The sequence below is a fragment of the Snodgrassella alvi wkB2 genome (assembly GCF_000600005.1).
Classification (GTDB): Bacteria; Pseudomonadota; Gammaproteobacteria; order Burkholderiales; family Neisseriaceae; genus Snodgrassella; species Snodgrassella alvi.
This window is the reverse complement of sequence record NZ_CP007446.1, coordinates 2,505,348-2,527,978: the sequence shown is the minus strand read 5'-3', so window position 1 is coordinate 2,527,978 and position 22,631 is coordinate 2,505,348. Positions and strand designations below refer to the sequence as shown.

Here is a 22,631-nt window from a genome sequence, read left to right as displayed (position 1 = left end):
TTGCATTATCGGATTGATCAGGAACAGAATATGTTGCAGCGCACATTAGCAAAAAGTATCAGTGTTACCGGAGTGGGTTTGCATTCCGGAGAGCGGGTAAGATTGAGTTTGCATCCGGCTGCATCTGATAGTGGTATCCGTTTTCGCCGCACTGATCTGAACGGAGAACTTGGCCGTATTGTGCCGCTGACTCCTGAACTGATTAACGATACCCGTTTATCTTCTACAGTTGTTACTCCAGACGGTATTCGTATCGGCACCATTGAGCATATTATGTCGGCATTCGCTGCCTATGGAATCGACAATATCATTGTTGAGCTCAATGCACCGGAAATTCCCATTATGGATGGTTCCAGCCTGCCTTTTATTTATCTTTTGCAAGATGCGGGTGTTATTGATCAGCCTGCTGAAAAAAAATTCTTACGTATTAAACAGCCGGTAATGCTGTCGCAAGAAGATAAATGGGTAAAATTTGCTCCGTATGAGGGGTTTCAGGTTACTTTAACCATAGATTTTGATCATCCGGTATTCAATCGCAGTAATCAGACTTTCACGATAGATTTTGCTGGACAGTCGTATGTTGATGAAATTTCCCGCGCACGGACATTTGGTTTTATGCAGGAAGTAGAACTGATGCGCAGCCATAATCTGGGGCTGGGCGGAAATCTGAGCAATGCAATTGTAATTGATGATACAGATGTGCTTAATCCTGAAGGCTTACGTTATCCTGATGAATTCGTACGCCATAAAATTCTGGATGCAATTGGCGATCTTTATACACTCGGACATCCGATTATCGGCGCTTTTGAAGGTCATAAATCCGGCCATGCGATTAATAATGCATTATTGCGGCAATTACTGGCACAGCCCGAAACGTATGAATGGGTAACATTTCCGCATGACCGGCAGCTGCCTTCTGCCTTCCATCATCTGCCTCAGGCTGCCTGATATTTGCGTACAGATTATGTTATACTATTTTAACAATACTATCAGATTAACCGACCGGACAATTATTCTCCGGTTTAATTAACTATTCCGGGATATAAAAGAATGGACTATCAAGCTGTTGTAGCGCAATTACTTAACGTAGAAGGTGCACTGGCGGCGGCAGTGGTTGATTACGATAATGGTATGCTGATGGCTGGCAATGCTATCAATAAAATTGATCTGGAAATTGCTGCTGCCAGCAGTACCGAAGTTATCCGCTCTAAAATTAAAACTATGCAGATGCTGGAGCTGAATGACGAAATTGAAGATATACTGATTACCCTCGGGCAGCAGTATCATCTGATCCGGCCGCTGAAAAAACTTGGCAGCCTGTTTTTGTATTCTGTACTTGATAACAGCAGGGCTAATCTGGCTTTATCCCGCCGGGCTCTGATTGATGTTGAAAAACAAATGGAACAATAGAATTATTTTAATAATTTTAATTAGAAAATCAAAATATTATAATTAAAATTGTTAGTTTATTTACTATTGATGGCGTGTTTTTTGTAACTCAGATATATCATTATGCTGAGAATTATTATATTGTTTATAATTACAAATATATTAACACTGCATTTTGTTTTTAGAGTAAATACATTTGCCAAACTGAACGTTGTTAATAAAATCTATATTTTATTTACTTCCAGTATAAGCAAAAAAATAATGTGTACTTGATAAATAAAAAATGAAATCATTTTTTAATTACATTGCATATAATTGTAAATAAAATTTCTGTTTCAGTAATATAAAAAAGTAACTGATACCAGATAAAGAAAATATAACTATTAACTTAAGTTTCAAACATGAAATGCTAATTTTTGTATTATTCTAATTAAATTTATTCTTTGTTCAGAAAATTTTATTTAAAATAATTCATATTTGCTCTTTCAGACAAACTGCAACTATTATTGTTGTGGTGTTAATAAGACAATAATAATATCTAAACAAAGTATTTAATAAACATACATATATAAAATTAAAAAAAATAATCTGATAAAAATTCAATTGCTTACTCATAAAAAAAAATCATAAGCCAACAGTTTTGTTAAGTGTTTTTCTATGTTGTTTACTACATGCAAACAAATATTTATGTTATATTACTTAAAGATTTATCTTAATTTTTAACTTAACTTTATTAAGTTATCCAAAATTTGTTTTACGGCATGATTTCTAAATCAGGAGTAACCAATTGAATAAAATATATCGTGCTATATGGAATGAAACGACCCAGACTTGGGTGGCAGCTTCCGAACTAGCTAAAAGCAAAACCAAGTCTGATGCAGTCTCTTCTTTACCTGCTAAAGGTATAGTAAGCAGAAAATCCAGATTTAGTTCTATTTTTAAACTGAGTCTTATAGCTTCAGTTTTAAATATGTCTTTATTAATACCTAATTCTTATGCTTCGAATTCAGGTTTGGTTGGTGGTAAAAATGTTGGTAGTGGTGGCGCAGATCAACCGAATTATCCTGGCGAAGCAAGCCATGGTACAGTCATTTTTACTGGTTCAGCTGATGCTTGCGGAGCTGATGAAGTTACAGGCAGAGGGAAACCTGGTCGAACTATAGTCGGAGAGGAAGTAAGTGCTTTAGAAGAATACTTGCGCTTTGCTACAGATCAACCTTTTAGTGGTAAAAATCCTTACGGAATAACCAATGGCAGTGTTTCTCAAACTGCGGCTGCACAGCAAGGTACCAGTACAGGAGGTAATCCAAATAAATTGCCTGTTGCTTATGGTGTTTATTCTTTTGCTTCAGGTTGTGGTTCATATACAACTGGTAACTACTCAACGGCTTTTGGTACTAATGCTACAGCTACAGCTGGTGGTGCGATGGCTATCGGCACAGCAGCACTGGCTTCGGGACGCGCATCAATTGCTTTTGGTGTCAGTGCACAGGCTACCGGTGTATCCAGTGTGGCTTTGGGTTCAGTAGCTTCATCTGAAGGAGTAGGCAGTGTGGCTGCCGGTCTGATGTCTCAGGCCAGTGCAGACGGAACTGTAGCATTGGGTGTACAGACACAGGCTAAAGGACATTCTGCCATTGCTATTGGTAATTCTGCTCAGGCAACTGGTCAACAGGGTATAAGTATTGGTTCAGCCAATAATGTAACCGGGAAAGCCTCAGGTGCCATTGGCGGTTCTGCAGCAACTACTTTGTATAATAGTAAAGATGGTACTCAGACAAAAGCAGCTAGCGGTGCTACTATAGTATCCGGTGATAATACCTACTCTTTTGGTAATCAGAATGGAACGATTACTGCTGATAATACAGGTATATTTGGTAATCAGAATACAATTGAGACAGATCCTGCCGGTTCTGATAAAGCCAATGATATAAGAATACTGGGTAACAATAATACTGTTTCCGCAAACGGTACAGGTGCTATGATAGTGGGTAATGCTGCTAAAGTTAGTGCTGCAAATGCCTTAGCACTTGGTAATAGTACCCAGATTAGCGGAGCCAATGGTGTAGCTATTGGTTATAATGCCAACGCCAGTATTGATGATGGTGTAGCTTTAGGTAAAGATTCTGTTGCCTCTACTAAAAAAGGAGTAACCGGATATGATCCTGTTACTGGTACACAAGCAAAGGATGTCACTTCATCTGCTTGGAACAGTAAAGCGGGTTCTGTCGCTGTTGGTAATGGTTCAACTGTAACCAGACAAATTACAGGTCTGGCGGCCGGTACTTTAGATACTGATGCAGTTAATGTGGCGCAGTTAAAAAGTGCGCAGAGTTTTGTATCAAGCAGTTTATCTACTCTGACAGACTCAACATCCACATCAATATTTAACCTTAATAGCAGTTTATCATCGCTAAATACTTCTACCAGTACATATATTAATAACACAGAACAGAATTACCAAACTTTATCTACTTCTGTGGATAATCGGTTTTCCATAGCTGATACTAATTACAATAATTTAAGTACGACAACTGCTACTAATATTTCAATTTTGCAGGAAGATGCATTACAGTGGAATTCAAAGGCACAGGCTTATGATGCATCTCATTTAGGAAAAGGACCTGCAAAAATTCTAAATGTTATGGCCGGTGATGATAGTGCGCCGGGATCAACTGATGCTGTTAACGGCGGACAGTTATATACTACAAATTCGTTATTAAGTTCTTTATCTAGTACATCAATAGGTTCTATTAGTAGTGCAATCTTTAAATTTGAAACAGTTTCCGGATCTGTCAGCTCAGTACTGTCTTCTACGACTGAAAAATTCAGTCAGTTGTCTACCGCTACTGCTTCCAGCATTACTCAGTTAAACCGTGATGCATTGCAGTTGAAAAATGGTATCTATGATGCCAGCCGTGATGGACAAGCGCAGAAAATTACCAATATAGCTGCTGGTGATACTAGTTCAGCCACATCTACGGATGTGGTTAACGGCGGACAACTGTTTAATACTAAATCCGATATCAACAGCCTGTCTACTATGACCAGTACTAGTCTGAAAGACGCAGATAATAAGAGAATAGCTGTTTCTCAGTCTGTATCAAATGCTATTGGTATTACTAATAAAGCTATTTCATCACTGGCTATATCAACCAGTGACTCTATTGCACATCTCAGCGACGTAACTTTACAGCTGAAAGGTGATGTTTATGATGCCAGTTATGCTGGCACGAACCGTAAAGTAACTAATGTTGCGGCTGCTGATATAAGTAAGGCTACATCCAGTGATCTGGTTATTGGCGGGCAGTTATATACAACTAATAAAAATCTTGATAATTTAACATCAACAACAGCAGAGCAATTATCAAAGGCAGGTTCTGATTTAACAAGCATATCAACAGGTATTGACTCTAATATTAAGACTGTGTCTAAACAGCTTACTGACAATATCAATACTACAGAAACTGATACTACTAACAAACTGAATACAGTTAGTACAAACCTGAGCAATTTGCAGAATTCTGCTTCAACATCTATTAAAGATCTGAGAAGTAATGCTCTGCAATGGGAAAACAACGCTTTTAGTGCTTCACGTGGCAATACCCCGCAAAAAATTACTCAGGTAGCGGCTGGTGATATTACATCCAGTGCTTCTACTGATGCAGTTAATGGCTCCCAGCTATATACCACTAACTCAAATCTGACTAATTTATCCACTACTTTTAATACTGAATTGGGTAAACTGTCAGATAAAATCAATGCTTCATCTTCTGACGAAATTGGTAAGCTGTCTGATATGGCTAAAGCTATAAATACTCAGGTTACCAGTCTGCAAAACAATGCACTGCTGTGGAATGACAGTACAGGTGCATATGATGCTTCTCATGATGGTAATAATCCTGGAAGAATTACCAATGTACTATCTGGTAGTATTGCTAAGGGATCAACTGATGTAATTACCGGTGGTCAGTTATTTAGTCTTTCTACAGCCACTGAAAGCAAACTGCAAGAAGTGACGGATAGCCTTAATACCGGTCTGACTAACAGTAAAAATCAAATAGACAGCGTAAGAAAACAGGCATTGCTATGGAATCAAAGTAAGACAGCTTATGATGCCAGCAACCAGCAAAATGGTACTGAACAGAAAATTACCGGTGTTGCAGCTGGTGATATATCAGCACCCAACTCTTCTGAAGTGGTTATCGGCGCGCAGTTATACACAACTAATTCTGTTCTGAATTCACTTTCTTCATCTACTTTAAGCAGTACGAACAGTCTTAGTACTGCTTTAGACAGCACTTCCAAATCAATGCTTGATAAGTTTAATAGCGATGTGCAAAGCAGTCAAAATGATATTACGGCACTGAAAAATAATGCTCTGCAATGGAATAGTAATGTTAATGCATACGATGCTAAAAATCAGCGTATTACCAATGTAAAAGACGGAGATCTCGGAGAAAGCTCAACTGATGTAGTAACCGGTAAACAGTTGTATAGTATTTCCAGCTCTACAGAATTAAGTCTGCAGAGCCTGTCCAGTTCGCTGGATGGTCTCTCTGCAACAGGTCTGAAGAAATTGTCTACAGCTCTCAGCGATGGTTTAAGTAGTGCCAGATCTGACATCGGTGGTTTACAGCAGGATGCTTTACAATGGAAAGATGGTGCATATGATGCGAGCCACGGTGTTATAAATGGCACACAGCGTATTACCAATGTTAAAGATGGCGATTTGAGTGGTACTTCCAGCGATGTAGTAACCGGTAAACAGTTATACGATACCAATAATGATGTCAGCAATCTGTCTTCCAGTCTTACTACTAAATTGCAAAATCTGACCAGTTCAACCTCCAGCAGTCTGGACGCGCTTTCAACTGATTTAAATAAATCACTGAACTCCGGTCTGAGCTCTCTTTCTTCTGCTGTTGATAACCGTCTGACTTCTACTAATGCCAGCTTAAATACATTACAGAAAAATGCTCTGCAATGGAATGGTAAAGCTTATGATGCCAGTCATGGTGTAGAGGGCGGAAAAGAAAGAATTACCAATGTTGATGATGCTGTATTGCTTGAAGGTTCCTCTGATGTGGTAACAGGTGGTCAGCTGTACAATACCAATACTACTGTCAGCAGCTTATCTACCACACTGGATAGAGGGATAAAAAGCATATCCACAAGCACTGATACCCGTTTAACTGCTTTGTCTGATAACCTGAATAAATCATTGTCATCAAAGATAAATGAACTTTCATCGACTTTAGATAACGGTCTTAATCAGGCAGATACCAGTATAAGATTACTGCAGAAAAATGCTCTGCAATGGAATGGTAAAGCTTATGATGCCAGTCATGGTGTAACGGGCGGACAGGAAGTAATTACTAATGTTGCTGATGCCGATTTGTCATCAAATTCAAGCGATGTGGTAACCGGCGGTCAGCTGTTTAGTACTAATAGTCAGTTGAGTAATTTATCCGGAACTGTTGACCGTAGTATAAACTCGCTTTCTTTATCGACATCAACTGGTGTGAGCAGTCTTTCTACTGCTCTGTATGAAGCTGCCGGTAAACAAATAAATAGTCTGTCTACAAGTTTTGATCAGCAATTGACTGTTGCTAAAGCCAGTGTTACATCACTGCAGCAAAATGCACTGTTGTGGAATAATGATTTAAATAATGGTAAAGGTGCCTATGATGCCACTCATAACGGGCAGGCTCAGCGCATCACAAATGTACTCAATGGAAGTGTACAAGCCAGCTCCAGTGATGTGGTTACCGGTGATCAGTTATTTACGACCAACAGTAATCTCGGTACTTTGTCTGGTAGTGTAAGTACTACATTCAGTTCTTTATCAAATTCACTGAGTGATATAAACAACGACAAGCTGACTGAATTGTCAGGAAAGCTGCAAAGTACTAATGATGAGCTTCGTAAGCTGAGTACAACAACATCGGATTCTTTGAAAAGTACTAATACCAATCTTGGTTCATTGCAGCAAAATGCTCTATTATGGGATAATAAACTGAATGATGGTAAAGGTGCCTATGATGCTAGTCACAACGGTATTTACCAGCGTATTACCAATGTTGCTGATGCCGATTTGTCATCAAATTCAAGCGATGTGGTAACCGGCGGTCAGCTGTATAAGACCAATGCTAAAGTCAGCAAACTCTCCGATACTATAGGCTTAGTTTCTAATAGTGTTGTAAATGGCCTAAGCAGTCTTTCTTCATCGTTGACAGAAATCAGTAATAATAATCTGTCCAGTCTTTCAACTGGTTTGAATGAAACCCGTAACAGACTGACTGATCTGTCTGAGTCAACGTCCAGCAGTCTGAAAGTAACTGGTTCTAAAATAAAATCATTACAGCAGAATGCATTGCTATGGAATGATGATATTGATGCGTATAATGCCGGCCATGGCATAGCAAATATGCCTGGTAAAATTACCAATGTAGCTGATGGACTAATCAAAGAAGGTTCCAGTGATGTAGCTACTGCCGGTCAGCTGTATACTACCAACACCGCGATTAGCAGTCTTTCCACCAATGTTAGTTCCGGCTTTGATAACCTTTCGACATCTTTGAGTACTATTGCTAAAGCCGGCGGTATCACTAGCCTGTCTACTGTTACGGAAACTGTAAGTAGTAAAGTAACTCAGTTGCAACAAAATGCATTGCAATATAATAATGAACCGGGAGTGGGAGGTTATGATGCCAGCCGAGCAACTGGCAAACCGCAAAAAATTACCCGGGTTGCTGAAGGTAATATCAGCGATAGTTCAAGTGATGTCATTACCGGTTCGCAGCTGTATGCAGTTAATACAGAATATTCTGCCGGTTTGAACAGTGTATCAAAATCAGTATCTACTGGTTTAACTTCTGTTCAGGATAAACTAAACAGTTTATCTAATGACTGGCCGGAAAAATTTAATAACCTGTCTAATAGTGCTTCTACCGGATTAGGCAATCTGTCTACGATAGTATCAACTTCTATCAGCAGCCTGTCTGTAAGTACTTCAGGCAGTGTAGCCAGTCTGTCTACCAGTACCTCTACGGGGTTGAGCAGTTTATCTGTCAGTGCTTCAAACCAAATTGCCAGTTTGTCTACTAGTACTTCTTCAGGATTAAATAATCTGTCTGCGAGTACTTCAACAGTACTGGGGAAATTAGGCAATACAGTAAGTACTGCTGCCAGTAATGTTGCCGGATTACAGAAAGATGCACTGCAATGGAGTGAGGAAGCCGGTGCGTATAGTGCAAATCATGGAACTGGTAAGGCACAAAAAATTACCAACGTAGCTGCCGGTAATGTAGCACCGGATTCAAGCGATGCTATTAATGGCAGCCAGTTCTTCCAATTGTCCAGCTCAACATCAACAGGGCTGAGCAGTCTGTCAACCAACCTGAGTAAAGTAACCAACGATCAGTTAAGCAGTTTGTCTACTATTACTGGTGATAATCTGAACACTGTGAATCAAAACGTATCCAGTTTGTCAAGCGGACTGAATACTGTTACTGAAAAGGTTACTGCATTGCAGGCTAATGCACTGCAATGGGATAAAGTAACCGGTAATTACAATGCTGAGCGTGATAGTAAAGCTCAGAAGATTACACAGGTAGCAGCAGGCTCGATAATGGCAGATTCTACCGATGCAGTTAACGGTGCACAGATGTACAGTTTGTCAACCGGTACTGCTGACAGTGTCAATAAACTGACTGAAAATCTGAATAAAACCAATTTAGGTTTAGGTTCACTGTCCACAGCAACAAACACAGACCTGAAAAATCTGAAAGACAGTTTGAAGAGCACCAACGATGGACTGACTCAGCTGTCATCCAGTACTTCAGGCAGTATACAGAGCATTAGCACCAGTCTGGACACACTGACTACTTCTACAGCTAACAGCCTGCAGGCTCTGGACAAAGGTCTGAAAGATACCAGCAGCAGCGTATCCACATTGCAGGCTAATACCTTGCAGTGGAACGCAGGCAAAGGTGTTTATGATGCCAGCCGAGACGGCAGTGCCAAAGTTCTGAGTGGTGTGGCAGCAGGAGCAGTGAGTGCAGAATCCACAGAAGCGGTTAACGGCGGACAGCTGCACAGTCTGTCTACGGTAACTGTAGCAGGACTGAACAGTATCAGCACCGGTCTGAGCAATTTGTCAGAGTCTACAACTACCGGCCTGAACAATCTGACAAATAGCCTGAACAGCACAAATCAGACTCTGACTACATTGCAGGCAAATACATTGCAATGGAAAGGCAGTGCCTATGATGCCAGCTATAATGGTACAGCGCAGCGGATTACCAATGTAGCAGCAGGCAATATAGCATTGGATTCTACAGATGCAGTAAACGGTGGTCAGCTATTCAGTCTGTCCGGCTCAACATCAACAGGGCTGAGCAGTCTGTCAACCAACCTGAGCGCAGTAACTAACAATCAGTTAGGCAGTCTATCTTCTATTATTAGTAATAGTCTGAGCACTGTGAATCAAAACGTGTCCAGTCTGTCATCCAGTCTGAATGATACTAATACTAATGTAGCTGAATTACGGCAAAATGCTTTGCAGTGGAATGGTGTAAGCAGTGCCTATGATGCAACTCGTAGCGGTCGTGCGCAGAAACTGACCGGAATTGCCGGCGGGGACATCAGCCCTACATCAAGTGATGCGGTTAACGGTGCGCAGATGTACAGTCTGTCAACGCTGACTCAGAAAGGTCTGGGCAGCATCAGTACTGGTCTGAGCAATTTGAGCAGTGTTACCTCATCTGCTCTGGATAATGTAAATAGAAGTCTGGAGTCACTGTCCACAGAAACTCATACAGGACTGAACAGTGTCAGCACCGGTCTGAGCAGTTTATCAGAGTCTGCGACTACCGGTCTGAACAATCTGTCAGCCAGTCTGAGCAGTGCGAATCAGAATCTGACTACCTTGCAGCAGAATGCATTGCAGTGGAACAGCACACTGACTGCTTATGATGCCGGCCATAATGGTACAGCGCAGCGGATTACCAATGTAGCAGCAGGCAATATAGCATTGGATTCTACAGATGCAGTAAACGGTGGTCAGCTATTCAGTCTGTCCAGCTCAACATCAACAGGGCTGAGCAGTCTGTCAACCAACCTGAGTGCAATTACCAATAATAAGTTAGGCAGTCTGTCTACTATTATTGGTGATAATCTGAACACTGTGAATCAAAACGTGTCCAGTCTGTCATCCAGTCTGAATGATACTAATACTAATGTAGGCAATCTGCAGAAAGATGCATTGCAATGGAACAGTACAATTAGTGCCTATGATGCAACCCGTGGCGGTCGTGCGCAGACACTGACCGGAATAGCCGGCGGGGACATCAGCCCTACATCAAGTGATGCGGTTAACGGTGCGCAGATGTACAGTCTGTCAACGCTGACTCAGACAGGTCTGAGCAGCAGCAGTACTGGTCTGAGCAGCCTGAGCAGTGTTACCTCATCTGCTCTGAATAATGTAAATAGAAGTCTGGAGTCACTGTCCACAGAAACTCATACAGGACTGAACAGTGTCAGCACCGGTCTGAGCAGTTTGTCAGAGTCTACGACTACCGGTCTGAACAATCTGTCAGCCAGTCTGAGCAGTGCGAATCAGAATCTGACTACCTTGCAGCAGAATGCATTGCAATGGAAAGATGATGGTACAGGTCACAATACAGGCTTTTATGATGCCAGTCATAATGGTACAGCGCAGCGGATTACCAATGTAGCAGCAGGCAGAATAGCAGCTGATTCTACAGATGCAGTAAACGGTGGTCAGCTATTCAGCCTGTCCGGCTCAACATCAACAGGGCTGAGCAGTCTGTCGACAGTAGTTTCATCCACTGTTATTAATGAAATCAGCACTATAAGCAGCTCCCTGTCTACCGGCTATGAAAGTCTGTCACACAGCCTGAGTACGGCAACAGACAATCTGCAACAGCTGACAAACATCACCAGCAGCAGTCTGAGCAGCTTATCAACTGTTACAAGTACAACTCAGAAAGATGTGTCAGATCTGAAAGAGAAAGCACTGAAATGGAATGATGATAAAGGCGGATTTGATGCAGGAAGACCAAACAATCTGACCCGTGATCTAGGTTTAGGTAAGATCTATAACGTGGAAGATGGTGAGATTGCAGCGGGTTCGCATGAAGCAGTAACCGGTGGACAGCTTTACGACATAAAATCCAATCTGTCTGCTCTGGCAACATCTACATCATCATCACTGAGTTCATTAGACGAAAAAGTGAATGGTATCTCGACAAGTAATATTATTACTAATATCACTAATCTGACCAAAAATGCATTGCAATGGAAAGATGATGGTACAGGTCACAATACAGGCTTTTATGATGCCAGTCATAATGGTACTGCACAGCGGATTACCAATATTGCAGCCGGTAATATAGCTCAAGGTTCTCTTGATGCGGTTAATGCCGGTCAGTTGTGGACGGTACAAAGCAGCCTGAGTACTCTGTCAACTAAAGTAGATACTCTGCCGACCGGAAATATTTCTAGTGACGCATTGACTAGCCTGTCAACAGCAATCAGTGCCAGAACAGCCAGCCAGCTTGCTTCCATAGCAGCCGGTCTGGGTAGTTCATATGACCCGAATACAGGTCTCAGTAAACCCAAATATGATAGCACTACTCCGACAGGAGGTATTGCATCTGCTGATAATGTGGCTGATGCCCTGCAAAATGTTCAGAATTATGGTACTAAGTTTGCGAAGATCAATTCTGCAAAAGCTGCCTCAGTTGCACAGGGTACTGATTCTATCGCAGTAGGCGGAGCAGCTATGGCCAGCGGAACATCGGCAGTTGCAATCGGTGATTCTGCAAGTGCTCCATCAGCCAATGCTGTGGCACTGGGTAGTCAGGCTAAGGTAACACAGACCGGAGGCGTAGCACTTGGTGCGGGTTCAGTAGCGAATACGGCAGCCGGAAAAGAAGGCTATATTCCGGTAACGGCAACGTCACAGCAGGCAGCAGCGATCCGGGCAACAAATAGTACGGAAGGTGCGGTATCTGTAGGTGATGCATCGAAAGGTGTATATCGTCAGATAACCGGAGTTGCAGCAGGTACGGCTGATACTGATGCAGTAAACGTGGCTCAGCTTAAAGGTGTTAATAATCAGATTACTAACGTCAATAAGTATGTAAACAAAGTAAATGAACGTGTTCAGCGTACAGAACGCCGTGCATATTCAGGTACTGCATTGGCCATGGCCTTATCCGGCGCTTATCTGCCTTCTCTGAATGCCGGTGAACAGGCTGTCGGTGTGGGTGTAGGTACTTATCGTGGCTATACCGCAGTCGGTGCTAACTATAAAGCCATCAGTAACAGCGGTAATATCGGCTGGGGTGCTGGTGTTTCTACTACAGGCAAGGAAGTTGGCTTTAATGCTGGTGTCGGCTTCAAATGGAGCAACAACTAAACTATCTTTGCTGAATAGCCAGACTAACTTCCGGATTTATCTGAATCCGGAAGTTTTTTATGGTTTGAAAAATGTACAGGTATGAAGTATTACTGTTGTGAAATATTTGGGCTGATGAGTACGGATATTGAGCTACAGACCGGCAATTATAAAATTTAATCTTTGCAGATGATTGCAAGAATATAAATTGATAAGCAGTTCACTTACTCAGGTACACTACTGCGGAATAAGCTATTGCTCCGGTTGATAATGGAATACGTTTTGCTCAATATATTAATTCTGGCAAAGCAGTTTCCGGTTATAAAAGTAATCAGAACGTTTTACTGTACTGTTCAGGTTGAAAAAAATTGTATTCCGGGTTGAGAATACTGGATTTTACATAGTATACCGGTCTTTGATGCGGCACAGATGCTGCTGTAAATGCTTTTTTGTGATGAATTATGTCTGCGTGCGCATTCGCGGTATACGAAGTAACTGTCTGAAACTGATTTGGTACAAAAAATTTGCCGATTAATCCAGTAATTTAAAATTAATAAATTCTGCAGGTATGTCTCTGGCCATTGAATATTCGTGAGCTGTTGTCGTACTGCTTACTGGCAGACTGGTTTGCAAGTGCAGAAGATATTAATAATAGGTATTACCTGCCAGTAATTTTATTGATTTACTATAGTCAGTATTATATATTTAATAACATTAAAATATTATTATATAAACATAGGAATGCCAACATGCATGCTGATCAGCAGACAGCCGGAAAGCAAACTGCACTGGTTGTAGAAGGCGGTGGAATGCGTGCTGCATTCAGCAGCGGTGTTACTGATGCCTTCTTACAGGCAGATTTTAACCCGTTTAGTTTACTGGTCGGAGTATCTTCCGGAGCCAGTACTATTGCCAGTTATCTGGCCGGACAGGAAGGGCGTAATCTGGCTATACTGCTTGATCAGTCCTGCCGGCCGGAATTTATCAGCTGGTCACGCTTTATCCGTGGCGGCGACCTGATGGATATTGACTGGTTGTGGCAGGTTGTACAACAGGAAAATCCGCTGGATTGTGAGCGTATGTTTGCACGACAGCGTGATTTCAGAGTTGTTTTAAGTAATGCTGTTAGCGGTGAGCCGGAGTATGCTGTGGCTCAGCCCGATTCTTTTCTGGAAGTACTGCGTGCTTCGAGTTCAATTCCGTTTATGATTCGTAAACCGGTAGCAATTGGCGGAGGATTTTATTTTGACGGCGGAGTAGCTGATGCCTTGCCGGTACAGTGGACTCTGTCTCAGCCGGACATCGGTTGTGTGATAGTAATTCGTACCAGAGCGCACAATTATGTGAAGAAAGGTAGTCTGGGTGACAGTCTGCTGGCAAGGCGTTTACCTGTCAGCGGGTTTGCTCAGGCATTACGGCAGCGAGTAAAGCATTATAATACTACCCTGACATGGATGCGGCAGCCTGAGAACTGCCGGTATATTATTGAAATTAATCCTCCGGATGATGGCAAAATGGCCGGACGTCTGTGCCGGGATGCCGGCCGTTTACGCTACAGTTATGCAGCCGGTCTGGAATGCGGCCGTGCATTATTGCAGCAATGGCCGGTAAATTAATAGTTTTTTGCCTTAAAGGTAAACGAGTAATTTGGTGAAGTAATGAAAACGGATTCGACTGTATCGAAAACACAGCACCGGCTTAGTCTTTTTGTTGCTATTCTGGCTTTGGCATTTGTTTTACGCGGCCCGCTGACTGGTGTGGGTCCTCTGTTACAGAATATTCAGACGCAGCTGCAGATAAGCAGTACGCTGGCCGGCATGCTGACTACGGTACCATTGCTGACATTTGGTCTGTTTTCGATTTTTATCCCCAGGCTTGCAGCACGTCTGGGCTCGGAGCAGATGGTCTTTTTTGCTTTGTGGATATTAACGCTGGGGCTGGTGCTGCGCTGTGGTTCCGGGCTGTTTCTGCTGCTGACAGGCACGACTTTGCTCAGCTGTGCCATTGCTGTTGGCAATGTACTGATTCCCAGTATGGTAAAGCAGTATTTTCCGTTTAAAATGGGACTGGTTACCGCATTATATGCACTGGTGATGAATATGGGCGGTGCGGCCGGTTCTGCTTTAAGTGCCCCGCTTGCTCACAGTAATCTGTGGGGCTGGCGCGGTGCTCTGGTAATCTGGGTACTACCGGCGCTGGTGGCCATGGTTATCTGGTGGCTGCCTTTTAAAGCGGCCAATGCAGTGCCCAAGGCGGCTGTACGTGCACGTCAGGTAAAGATACACCTGTGGCGTAATCCGCTGGCCTGGCAGGTAACGCTATTTATGGGATTTCAGTCGTTTCTATTTTATTCTACAGTTAGCTGGCTGCCGCAGATTGTAGCCAAAGCCGGTGTATCAGCAACGGAAGCCGGTGGCTGGCTTGGGCTGATGCAGCTGGTGATGATACCAACCAATTTGCTGATACCAATTTATGCAGCCAGATTAAAGCAGCAGCACTGGATAGGGTCGATGTGCGGCGTGGCTTTAATTTTGTCGGTATTATTGCTGATGTCGCCATGGCGCAGCTGTTATTTTCCGGCAGTGTTGTTGCTGGGGCTGGGCATCAGCGGGGCTTTCTGTCTGAGCATGATGTTTTTTAGTTTGCGCAGCAGCAGTGTTACTGAAGGAGTGCTGTTATCCGGAATGGCACAAACCTGTGGCTATCTGTTTGCGGCTGTGGGACCGGTACTGATGGGCGCTCTGCATGACATGATGCATTCCTGGTTTCCGGCATTGTGTCTGATGTTTATTGCCGCGGTCGTTATTACTGTGTCTGGCTGGAATGCCGGTAAAGATCGCAAGTTATCTGATTTTCAGGAATAAAAATATCCACAGTTTTATCCACAAATTTCTGTGGATAAAACTGCCTGCCCGCATACCGGACAATCCGGATTGGCAGCCAGCTGCAGGCGCTGCCATTGAAAAGAACAAGCGTCAAAACAGTGTAGCCAGCAGCCGTCAGGGTGAATACCGGCAATTATCTGCAATGCTTCACTGGCCTGTGCCGCGCCCATAATACCGAGTAAAGGTGCAAAAACTCCGTTTTTGGCACAACTGGCACCTTCATCATTCATTTCTCCTTCAAACAGGCATTGATAGCAGGGGCCGCGACCATCACGAAAATCATATACTGCCAGCTGACCGGCAAATACCAGTGCAGAGGCCGAAACCAATGGTTTGCGTGCACGGAAACAGATCTGATTAATCAGCCGGCGGCTGGCAAAATTGTCAGTACAATCCAGAATGATATCGGTATGCTGAACCAGTTGCTCTAACAGGCTGGCATCTGCTCTGGCTACAATGGATTGTAATTTAGTCTGCGGATATTGTGTCTGTAGCTGCCGGCACAATATCGCGGCTTTTGCCTGACCGATATCTTTATCATTAAACCAGAACTGGCGTTGCAGATTACTGATTTCAATAGTGTCGTTATCCACAATGGTAATATGCCCTATTCCGCTGGAAGCCAGATAAGTCAGAGCCGGATGTGCCAGGCCGCCGGCACCGATTACCAGAGCACGGGCAGCAAGAATTGCTTCCTGTCCGGCAATATCCAGCTTATCCAGTAATATATGACGGCTGTAACGCAATAGTTGTTCATCAGTAATCATGATTGTCTCTGGTGGTTGAGTGGCTGTGACCGGTACAGGTGTAGTCTGGTTTATTCTGCCCTGCTATTATAATAGTTTAGTCTAGTTTCTCAGAATATTTATGCGCCATCCTGCCCGTCCGTCCGGCCGGTTTTTATATCGTCTGCGCAGCCATCTGCATCGTGGCGGTTTGATTGCTTATCCTACAGAAGGCAGTTATGGGCTAGGCTGTCTGCCTGATTGTGTGCCGGCGGTGCGTAAAGTCATTGCATTGAAAAAGCGACCGCAACATAAAGGGCTAATTGTTATTGCTGCTGATTTTACTCAATTACAGCCTTTGCTCGCACCTTTGTCCGCAACCGATATAGCGGCTGTCAGCCGGCAGTGGCCGGCACCCAGAACTTTACTGTTACCGGTACGCAAACAGGTTTCATCTGTGTTACGCGGGCGTGGTCGGCAAACTCTGGCCGTACGGGTTCCGGACTTGGCAACTGCCCGGTTTTTATGCAGAGCAGCAGGTACAGCGCTGGTATCTACTTCTTGTAACCGGGCGGGAAAAAAAGCTTGTTGTACAGAGCGTGAAGTCAGACGCCAGTTTGGAAAACAGGTGATGATTCTGGGCGGGCGCACCGGCGGAAGAAAGCAGCCCAGCCAGATTATTGACTGGGCTTCCGGTAAGCGGCTGCGTTAGTTATTTTATGAATAAGCTGATCTGTAAATAAGTTATATCTGTCATTAACTGAATTACTGCGCAGACAATGTTTATATATTTGTAGTTTGCTGTTGCTTAGCGCATTTTTAATGATTGCGGGCAACGACAAATTGCGCCAGTGCGCGAAGATGAGATGCACGCTGGTCAAAATCGCTTAAAGCATCAATAGCCTGTTGTACCAGATTTTCTGCATACTGGCGTGCTGTAGTCAGCCCCATCAGACTAACGTAGGTAGGTTTATTAGTCTGGGCATCTTTTCCGGCGGTTTTACCCAGTGTGCTGCTATCCTGCTCGTAATCCAGTACATCATCAATAACCTGAAAAGCCAGACCCAGATGAGCGGCATAATGGTCGAGTGCGATTAATGCCTGCTGGCTGATATCCTGACAGCAAAGTCCGCCCAGTGTAACTGCTGCTCTGATCAGCGCACCTGTTTTCAACTGGTGCATGTGTTCCAGTTCGGCCTGATTCAGACCTACACCTACGCAGGCTAAATCGATAGCCTGTCCGCCGGCCATGCCATGACAGCCGGCAGCCTGTGCCAGAGTCTGTATCATTTGCAGCTGACGCGCAGCTTCCAGACCGGTTGGCCGGCTCAGCAGGCTGAATGCCATACTTTGCAGGGCATCACCAACCAGTAAGGCTGTTGCCGGTGTATATTGTATGTGACAGGCCGGTTTTCCGTGACGCAGACTGTCGTTATCCATCTCCGGCATATCGTCGTGCACAAGCGAATAGATATGTATGCATTCGATTGCAGCCAGAGCATAATCTGCGGCTTCTGTAACCGCATTACCCAGCTCGGCCGCCGCCAGAACCAGCATCGGCCGCAACCGTTTACCGCCATCCAGCGCCGCATAGTGCATGGCTTCAATCAGTGGTGCGGGAAGTTGTCCGGTCGTGGGAAATAATCGGGTTAATGTCTCTTCTGTATGTGTCTGTACGTGTTTTTGCCAGTCGGCAAAATTACTCCCCTGTTTCAAGCTTCAGCTCCTTTAATTCACCATTATCCAGTACCTGTAGTTTTTGTTCTACCTCAGCCAGCTTCTGCTGGCAGTATTGCACCAGTTCCTGACCATATTCATATGCAGCCAGTGATTCTTCCAGCGGAAGATCATTGTTTTGCATGGATTCAGTTATTTTTTCCAGTTGCTGGATAGCTTCTTCATAGCTTTTGGGGGTTATTTTCTTCATATTATAGGTCTTTACATGAATTTATGGCTATTGTAACACTCGCACTATGGCTATTGCTGCGGATATCTGTATCATACAATTAGTCAGAATCAGCTGATAACCGGATGAAGTATATTTCAGTTTGTGTTATTAAAAGTAATGTGCTTATATAATCAGTAATAATATTTTTATATGCAACAGAATTTATTCATGTAATGAATAATAATACAGATATTTTATTCAGATAAAGGCAAATTTAAATCAATATTTGCTTCTCTAGATATAGAAATTGTTTTTTTAACCGTAAGAATAAAAAGTTATTTGTAAAAATTAATATATTCATATATTAATTATATAAATTGTTATCTGATGCTGATGTTTGAAATAGCAGGCGGAAAACAGTTTTATGTAAAAAAATCAAATAAATTTTGATTTTTTGTATTATTTTTTTAGCATATGTTTTAATTTTCGGTAATACTTACTATTGTTGCCGGTTGTACGGTGTATAACTTTATATGTATCGAAATATTTCCAGCATATTATGCTTTTGGAGTTTTTTAAAATTAGTTCATTATTATGGATTTTATTTGTCAGCAGGTATTTTTTTGCTGTTTATTTATCTGGTTTTAAAGCATAATGTTGTTCAAAGCATAATTATATTGTGCTAACTTTAAGTAATTGTTTTAATGGAAAATTAAAACATAGAATTATTTAATTTGTATGATTTGACAATCGGATATATGCAAAACAGGGAAGCCTGAGGAGGAATAATGGTGAACTATTTATACAGATACGGTTGTCTGGAACAGAGTAGCAGAGCAGGCATAGAAGCGAAGATTGAGTACTGTCGTTTATAATCGAATAAATAGTGGTTTCTGAATCTGTTTTACAGATTACTTGAGTAGTTTCTTTGTTTTAAGTAGGCGTTATGGGTAAACAAATTTTTTATGAGGAGTCAGGTCAGTTTAAAGTAGCGGAAATAGTTCAGGAAAATGATGCTACTTTTCTGGTTAATACACAACATGGTAAGCGGGCAAAAATCAAGGCCAGCCACGTTTTTCTGGTGTTTGATGGTGATGCTGCGCAATTTTTACAACAGGCTGCTGAAGCAGCTGCCGGTATTGATATCAGTCTGCTCTGGGAAGCGGTAGGCACTGAAAGTGAATTTACCGCAGCCAGTGCAGCCAGTGAATATTTTGGCAATAGCAGCGGGAATATTGAGCTGGCAGCCACACTGATGGCTCTGTATGCAGCGCCTATGTATTTTTACAAAAAAAATAAAGGTGTATTTAAAGCTGCGCCGGCAGAAACATTACAGCAGGCGCTGGCAGCCATTGAACGGCGCAAACAGCAGGAAGAACAAATCAATGGCTGGATACAGGAATTGCTGGTCGGTCGTCTGCCGGATGAAATTGCTGCTGAAGCCAAAATGATTCTGCATGCACCTGATAAACAAAGTCTGAAATACAAAGCAGTGGTCAAAGCTGCTGATCAGAAAAAAACCTCACTGTTTGCCCTGCTCCAGAGTGTTGGTGCAGTACCGCCTCTGCCTGAATATTTTCTGGATGGTTTTTTACTTACTCAGTTTCCCAAAGGTGCGGATTGTGGTCATTATCCTGTACCGGTTATGCACAATCTGCCAGATGCCGATACCTCAGTACGCGCATTTTCCATTGATGACATTGAAACCAGTGAGGTAGATGATGCATTCAGTGTGCGAGACCTGCCCAATGGCAACAAACTGGTCGGAATTCATATTGCTGCCCCGGCTCTGGCAATAGATGCTGAGTCTTTGCTGGAAAAGCTGATATTTGAACGTTTAAGTACTGTGTATTATCCCGGCGGTAAAATTACCATGCTGCCGGATAACTGGATAGCTGCTTTCAGTCTGGATGAAGGAGCAGCACGACCGGCAGTCAGTCTGTATGCTGAAATCAGTCCGCAGTTTGAAGTAATACGTTATGAATCACGAATTGAATCGGTGTATATAGACTGTAATTTACGTATTGAAAATATTGAGCAGGCATTTCAGCCTTTGCAGCCGCGCAGCGATACTGAAGCTTTTGCACATCAGCATGAAATGAACTGGTTATATGATTTTGCTGTGGCCAGAATGCAGGCGCGGGGTAAATATGATCCGGAACGTTTACCGCAGTACGATTATGGAATTAAGCTTGGGACAGATAATACTGTACATATCAGTGTGCGTGAACGCGGAGCACCAATTGATACGCTGGTCAGTGAACTGATGATTTTTGCCAACAGCACCTGGGCGCAGATGCTGGATGAGGCTGAAATGGCGGGATTATTCCGTGTACAGCCTACCGGCAGAGTACGGATGAGTACTCAGTCTGAACCGCATATTGGTCTGGGGCTGAAACATTATGCCTGGTTTACTTCACCACTGCGCCGTGCTACTGATTATATTAACCAGAAGCAGCTAATTAGTTTACTGGATCCGGACGCAGAGCCACGTTTTGAACCGCAGGATGCCATGCTGTTTGCGGTATTGCGTGATTTTGAGTCGGCTTATGCAGCCTACAATGATTTTCAGCGCCATATGGAAGCATACTGGAGTCTGATATATATTCAGCAAGAACAGTTGCAGGAGCTGACCGCTCAGTTAATACGTGATGATTTAGTACGTATTGAAGGCCTGCCACTGGTAAGCCGTGTCAACGGTGTACCGGTTGATGCCATGCCAAAATGCCGGATGAAGGTATCGATAACCGGAATCGATCCGATACAGGTAAGTGTCGGATTAAACTATATTAATGTTTTGTTGCCGGCAGATAATGCCAGCCAAATATCCGGTTGAATTATTTAAAGTGTTTTGAAGGTTACCTGATGGATGGTACATGATTTGATTGGTTACTTTGCTGACAGTATAAATATACTGGTGTGACCGTTAATTCTTTGTCTGTCTATTTGTTTTCAGGCCGTATATTGTGCTTCGGTCAAAAATAACTTTTACTTAAAACCTTGTTTTTATACATGCAGCCCATATATGGGTTGCATTTCTATTATCTATCCGGTTTTGCTGTTCAGGCATCCTGCTGTTTAAGAGCAGGTTGCCTGCAAACCTTTGGAATAAAATTATGACTGAAGTAGATTTTTATGAAGTACTGGGTATAAGCCGTACTGCAGGGGATGAGGAAATCAAAAAAGCTTATCGTAAGCTGGCCATGAAATACCATCCTGACCGTAATCAGGGCGATAAAAACGCCGAAGAAAAATTTAAAGAAGTACAGCGTGCTTATGAAGTATTGTCTGATTCTCAAAAACGTGCTGCTTATGACCAGTTTGGACATGCCGGTGTAGACGGCAATATGGGTGCCGGAGCCGGCGGCTTTTCCGGCGGTTTTGATTTTGGTGATATTTTCAGCCAGATGTTTGGCGGCGGAGCCGGCGGACGGTCGCAGCAGAATAATCAGGGCGCTGATTTACAATATAATATTGAAATCAGTCTGGAAGAGGCTGCGCGCGGTATTAAGAAAAAAATCACTATTCCTACTCATGAAGAATGTGATGTCTGTCACGGCAGTGGTGCTAAAGTCGGGACTTCAGCCACTACCTGCAGCATGTGTGGCGGCAGTGGTGTCGTTCACGTACGGCAGGCCATTTTTCAGTTACAGCAGACCTGCCCGACCTGTCACGGCAGTGGTAAACAGATTAAGGATCCGTGTGTTAAATGTCATGGCGACGGACTGGTAAAAACCCGCAAGACTGTTGAGGTTTCTATTCCGGCCGGTATTGATGACGGTCAGCGTATCCGCCTGAGCGGTGAAGGTGAACCCGGTAAGCATGGTGCGCCTGCCGGTGATTTATATGTGATGGTGAACGTGCGCCCGCATCCGGTCTTTGAGCGTGACGGCATGGATTTGCACTGTGAATTGCCTATCAGTTTTACGATAGCAGCGCTTGGCGGGGAGGTTGAGGTGCCTACGCTGGATGGTAAAGTCAAACTGAATATTCCGAAAGAAACACAAACCGGTCGTCGCATGCGGGTACGTGGTAAAGGAATTAAATCTGTACGTTCGGCTGCTGTGGGTGATTTATATTGTCATATCGTGGTAGAGACACCGGTAAATCTGACCGATCGTCAGCGTGAATTACTGGAAGAGTTTGAAAAAATCTCTACCGGTATGGACCGGGCTCAGACGCCGCGGCAAAAATCATTCATGGACAAACTGCGTGATTTATTTGAATAAAATACGAAAGTACCACAGTTCAGAAGTGTTTATTCCGGATGTATGAATAATTAATACTGGTTATACTGTGTAAAAACCCGCAGAGCA

At 43.1% G+C, this 22,631-nt stretch carries 11 protein-coding genes; 8 read left to right on the top strand and 3 right to left on the bottom strand.

Annotated features, from left to right (window positions below):
• Positions 1 to 30 precede the first annotated feature (30 nt).
• The 5 genes from lpxC to SALWKB2_RS11460 all read left to right on the top strand — a co-directional run bounded on the left by lpxC (position 31) and on the right by SALWKB2_RS11460 (position 15,681).
• Positions 31 to 948, top strand: a complete 918-nt coding sequence (gene lpxC / locus SALWKB2_RS11480; protein WP_025331817.1) for a UDP-3-O-acyl-N-acetylglucosamine deacetylase — start codon at positions 31 to 33, stop codon at positions 946 to 948.
• Between the two features lie 102 nt (positions 949 to 1,050).
• On the top strand, positions 1,051 to 1,410 hold the full coding sequence (locus tag SALWKB2_RS11475) for a hypothetical protein (RefSeq protein ID WP_025331816.1): 360 nt from the start codon (positions 1,051 to 1,053) through the stop codon (positions 1,408 to 1,410).
• 766 nt (positions 1,411 to 2,176) lie between these two features.
• Positions 2,177 to 12,838 carry an ESPR-type extended signal peptide-containing protein gene (locus SALWKB2_RS11470; RefSeq protein ID WP_025331815.1) on the top strand — a complete coding sequence of 3,554 codons (10,662 nt, stop codon included), beginning with the start codon at positions 2,177 to 2,179 and terminating at the stop codon, positions 12,836 to 12,838.
• Between the two features lie 728 nt (positions 12,839 to 13,566).
• Positions 13,567 to 14,433, top strand: coding sequence for a patatin-like phospholipase family protein (locus SALWKB2_RS11465; protein ID WP_038649888.1), 867 nt, complete (start codon positions 13,567 to 13,569; stop codon positions 14,431 to 14,433).
• A gap of 42 nt (positions 14,434 to 14,475) precedes the next feature.
• A complete protein-coding gene (locus tag SALWKB2_RS11460) occupies positions 14,476 to 15,681 on the top strand; it encodes a CynX/NimT family MFS transporter (protein WP_025331813.1) in 1,206 nt (401 codons plus the stop codon).
• A gap of 14 nt (positions 15,682 to 15,695) precedes the next feature.
• On the opposite strand, the gene SALWKB2_RS11455 is transcribed toward SALWKB2_RS11460, so the two are convergent.
• The gene (locus SALWKB2_RS11455; protein ID WP_099048795.1) at positions 15,696 to 16,469 is read right to left on the bottom strand and encodes a HesA/MoeB/ThiF family protein; all 774 of its coding nucleotides are present in this window, start codon (positions 16,467 to 16,469) and stop codon (positions 15,696 to 15,698) included.
• 100 nt (positions 16,470 to 16,569) lie between these two features.
• On the opposite strand from SALWKB2_RS11455, the gene SALWKB2_RS11450 reads away from it, so the two are divergent.
• On the top strand, positions 16,570 to 17,139 hold the full coding sequence (locus SALWKB2_RS11450) for an L-threonylcarbamoyladenylate synthase (protein WP_038649107.1): 570 nt from the start codon (positions 16,570 to 16,572) through the stop codon (positions 17,137 to 17,139).
• Positions 17,140 to 17,246: 107 nt separating this feature from the next.
• On the opposite strand, the gene SALWKB2_RS11445 is transcribed toward SALWKB2_RS11450, so the two are convergent.
• Both SALWKB2_RS11445 and SALWKB2_RS11440 read right to left on the bottom strand, forming a co-directional pair.
• A complete protein-coding gene (locus tag SALWKB2_RS11445; RefSeq protein WP_025331810.1) occupies positions 17,247 to 18,143 on the bottom strand; it encodes a polyprenyl synthetase family protein in 897 nt (298 codons plus the stop codon).
• Positions 18,127 to 18,354: an exodeoxyribonuclease VII small subunit gene (locus tag SALWKB2_RS11440; protein ID WP_025331809.1), complete on the bottom strand. Its 228-nt coding sequence runs from the start codon at positions 18,352 to 18,354 to the stop codon at positions 18,127 to 18,129. The genes SALWKB2_RS11445 and SALWKB2_RS11440 overlap by 17 nt, the downstream gene beginning before the upstream one ends.
• Before the next feature lie 907 nt (positions 18,355 to 19,261).
• On the opposite strand from SALWKB2_RS11440, the gene SALWKB2_RS11435 reads away from it, so the two are divergent.
• Together SALWKB2_RS11435 and dnaJ are read left to right on the top strand one after the other, a co-directional pair.
• Positions 19,262 to 21,151, top strand: a complete 1,890-nt coding sequence (locus SALWKB2_RS11435; RefSeq protein ID WP_038649104.1) for a ribonuclease catalytic domain-containing protein — start codon at positions 19,262 to 19,264, stop codon at positions 21,149 to 21,151.
• Between the two features lie 280 nt (positions 21,152 to 21,431).
• Complete coding sequence (dnaJ, locus tag SALWKB2_RS11430) at positions 21,432 to 22,544, top strand: molecular chaperone DnaJ (RefSeq protein ID WP_038649101.1); 1,113 nt, start codon at positions 21,432 to 21,434, stop codon at positions 22,542 to 22,544.
• Positions 22,545 to 22,631 lie beyond the last annotated feature (87 nt).